The sequence below is a fragment of the Nonomuraea sp. ZG12 genome (assembly GCF_052068115.1).
Lineage (GTDB): Bacteria > Actinomycetota > Actinomycetes > Streptosporangiales > Streptosporangiaceae > Nonomuraea.
The window spans coordinates 1-2,819 of the sequence record NZ_JBQHCW010000077.1 but is presented as its reverse complement, the minus strand read 5'-3'; the positions used below and the strand labels follow the sequence as shown (position 1 = coordinate 2,819).

Below are 2,819 nucleotides of genomic sequence, written 5' to 3'. Positions count from 1 at the left end.
TGCCGTCGCTGGAGAGCACCTCGACGTTGAGGCACAGCGACTGCATTTCCTTGATGAGGACCTTGAAGGACTCCGGGATGCCCGGCTCGGGAATGTTCTCGCCCTTGACGATCGCCTCGTAGACCTTCACGCGGCCCAGGACGTCGTCAGACTTGATCGTCAGCAGCTCCTGCAGTGCGTAGGCGGCACCGTACGCTTCCAGCGCCCACACCTCCATCTCACCGAAGCGCTGGCCACCGAACTGGGCCTTACCGCCGAGCGGCTGCTGGGTGATCATGGAGTAGGGGCCGGTCGACCGGGCGTGGATCTTGTCGTCGACCAGGTGGAGGAGCTTGAGGATGTAGATGTACCCGACCGCGATCGGATACGGGAACGGCTCACCGGAACGACCGTCGAACAGCCGCGCCTTACCGCTCTGCTGCACCATCCGGTCACCGTCACGGTTGGCGACGGTGTTGCCGAGCAGACCGACGATCTCCTCCTCGTGCGCCCCGTCGAACACCGGCGTCGCCATTGCGGTGAACGGCTCGACCGTGTCGAAGCCCTTGTCGCGCAGGCGCTGAGCCCAGGCCTCCTGGACACCGGAGATGTCCCAGCCACGCGCGGCGATCCACCCCAGGTGGGTCTCCAGCACCTGACCGACGTTCATCCGGCCCGGCACACCGAGCGGGTTGAGGATGATGTCGACGGGCGTGCCGTCCTCCAGGAACGGCATGTCCTCGACCGGCAGGATCTTGGAGATGACGCCCTTGTTGCCGTGCCGGCCGGCCAGCTTGTCGCCGTCGGTGATCTTACGCTTCTGCGCGACATGCACGCGGACCAGCTCGTTCACTCCCGGAGGCAGCTCGTCGCCCTCCTCACGAGAGAACACACGTACCTCGATGACCTTGCCCTTCTTGCCGTGCGGCACCTTCAGTGAGGTGTCACGGACCTCGCGGGCCTTCTCACCGAAGATCGCGCGCAGCAGCCGCTCCTCCGGGGTCAGCTCGGTCTCACCCTTCGGGGTGACCTTGCCGACCAGGATGTCGCCGGGGACGACCTCGGCGCCGATCCGGATGATGCCGCGCTCGTCCAGGTCGGCCAGGACCTCTTCGGAGACGTTCGGGATGTCCCGGGTGATCTCCTCCGGGCCCAGCTTGGTGTCCCGGGCGTCGACCTCGTGCTCCTCGATGTGAATCGAGGACAGGACGTCGTCCTGGACCAGCCGCTGCGACAGGATGATCGCGTCTTCGTAGTTGTGACCCTCCCACGGCATGAACGCCACCAGCAGGTTCTTGCCCAGCGCCATCTCACCCTGATCGGTGCACGGACCGTCGGCGATGACCTGGTTGACCTCCACCCGGTCACCCTCGGCCACGATCGGCTTCTGGTTATACGAGGTGCCCTGGTTGGACCGCTTGAACTTGGCCACCCGGTAGGTGGTGCGGGTGCCGTCGTCGTTCATCACGGTGACGTAGTCGGCGGAGACCTCCTCCACCACACCGGCCTTCTCCGCGCTGATCACATCGCCGGCGTCGGTCGCGGCACGATACTCCATGCCGGTGCCGACCAGCGGCGCCTCGCTCTTGAGCAGCGGCACCGACTGACGCTGCATGTTGGAGCCCATCAGCGCCCGGTTGGCGTCGTCGTGCTCCAGGAACGGGATCATCGCCGTGGCCACCGACACCATCTGACGCGGCGACACGTCGATGTAGTCGACCTCCTCGGCACGCGCCAGCTCGGTCTCACCACCCTTGGTGCGGACCAGCACCCGGCTCTCGGCGAACGTGCCGTCCGGGTTGAGCACCGTGTTGGCCTGCGCCTTGACGAAACGGTCCTCCTCGTCGGCGGTCAGGTAATCGACCTGGTCGGTCACCTTGCCGTCGGCGACCTTGCGATACGGCGTCTCCACGAAACCGAACGCGTTGATCCGCCCATAGGAGGCGAGCGAGCCGATCAGGCCGATGTTCGGGCCCTCAGGCGTCTCGATCGGGCACATCCGCCCATAGTGGGACGGGTGCACGTCACGAACCTCGAAGCCCGCCCGCTCACGCGACAGACCACCAGGACCCAGCGCGTTCAGGCGCCGCTTGTGCGTCAGACCGGCCAGCGGGTTGGTCTGGTCCATGAACTGCGACAGCTGCGAAGTGCCGAAGAACTCCCTGATCGACGCCACGACCGGGCGAATGTTGATCAGGGTCTGCGGCGTGATCGCCTCGACGTCCTGCGTGGTCATCCGCTCACGCACGACCCGCTCCATCCGGGCCAGGCCCAGGCGCACCTGGTTCTGGATGAGCTCGCCCACGCTGCGCAGACGGCGGTTGCCGAAGTGGTCGATGTCGTCGGTCTCGACGATCACCGTGTCGGTCGGCGCGCCCTCGGCCGCGGGCATCGACTCCTCACCGGCGTGCAGGCGGACGATGTACTCGATGGTGGCGACGATGTCCTGCTCGGTCAGCGTGCCCTGAGAGATCTCAGAGTCGGCCCCGAGCTTCTTGTTGATCTTGTAGCGACCCACCTTGGCGAGGTCGTAACGCTTGGGATTGAAGTAGAGGTTCTCCAGCAGGGTCTGCGCCGACTCCTTGGTCGGCGGCTCACCCGGCCGCAGCTTGCGGTAGATGTCGAGCAGGGCGTCATCCTGACCGGCGGTGTGGTCCTTCTCCAGGGTGGCCCGCATCGACTCGTACTGGCCGAACCGCTCGAGGATCTGCTCGGTGGTCCATCCCAGCGCCTTGAGAAGCACCGTGACGGCCTGCTTGCGCTTACGGTCGATGCGCACACCGACGCTGTCGCGCTTGTCGATCTCGAACTCGAGCCAGGCACCCCGCGACGGGATGACC

1 protein-coding gene is annotated in these 2,819 nt (G+C 66.0%); it reads right to left on the bottom strand.

Annotated features, from left to right (window positions below; all coding sequences use genetic code 11):
- On the bottom strand, positions 1 to 2,819 hold a 2,819-nt coding region (gene rpoB, locus ACTMTF_RS49275), incomplete at both ends, for a DNA-directed RNA polymerase subunit beta (RefSeq protein WP_441117019.1).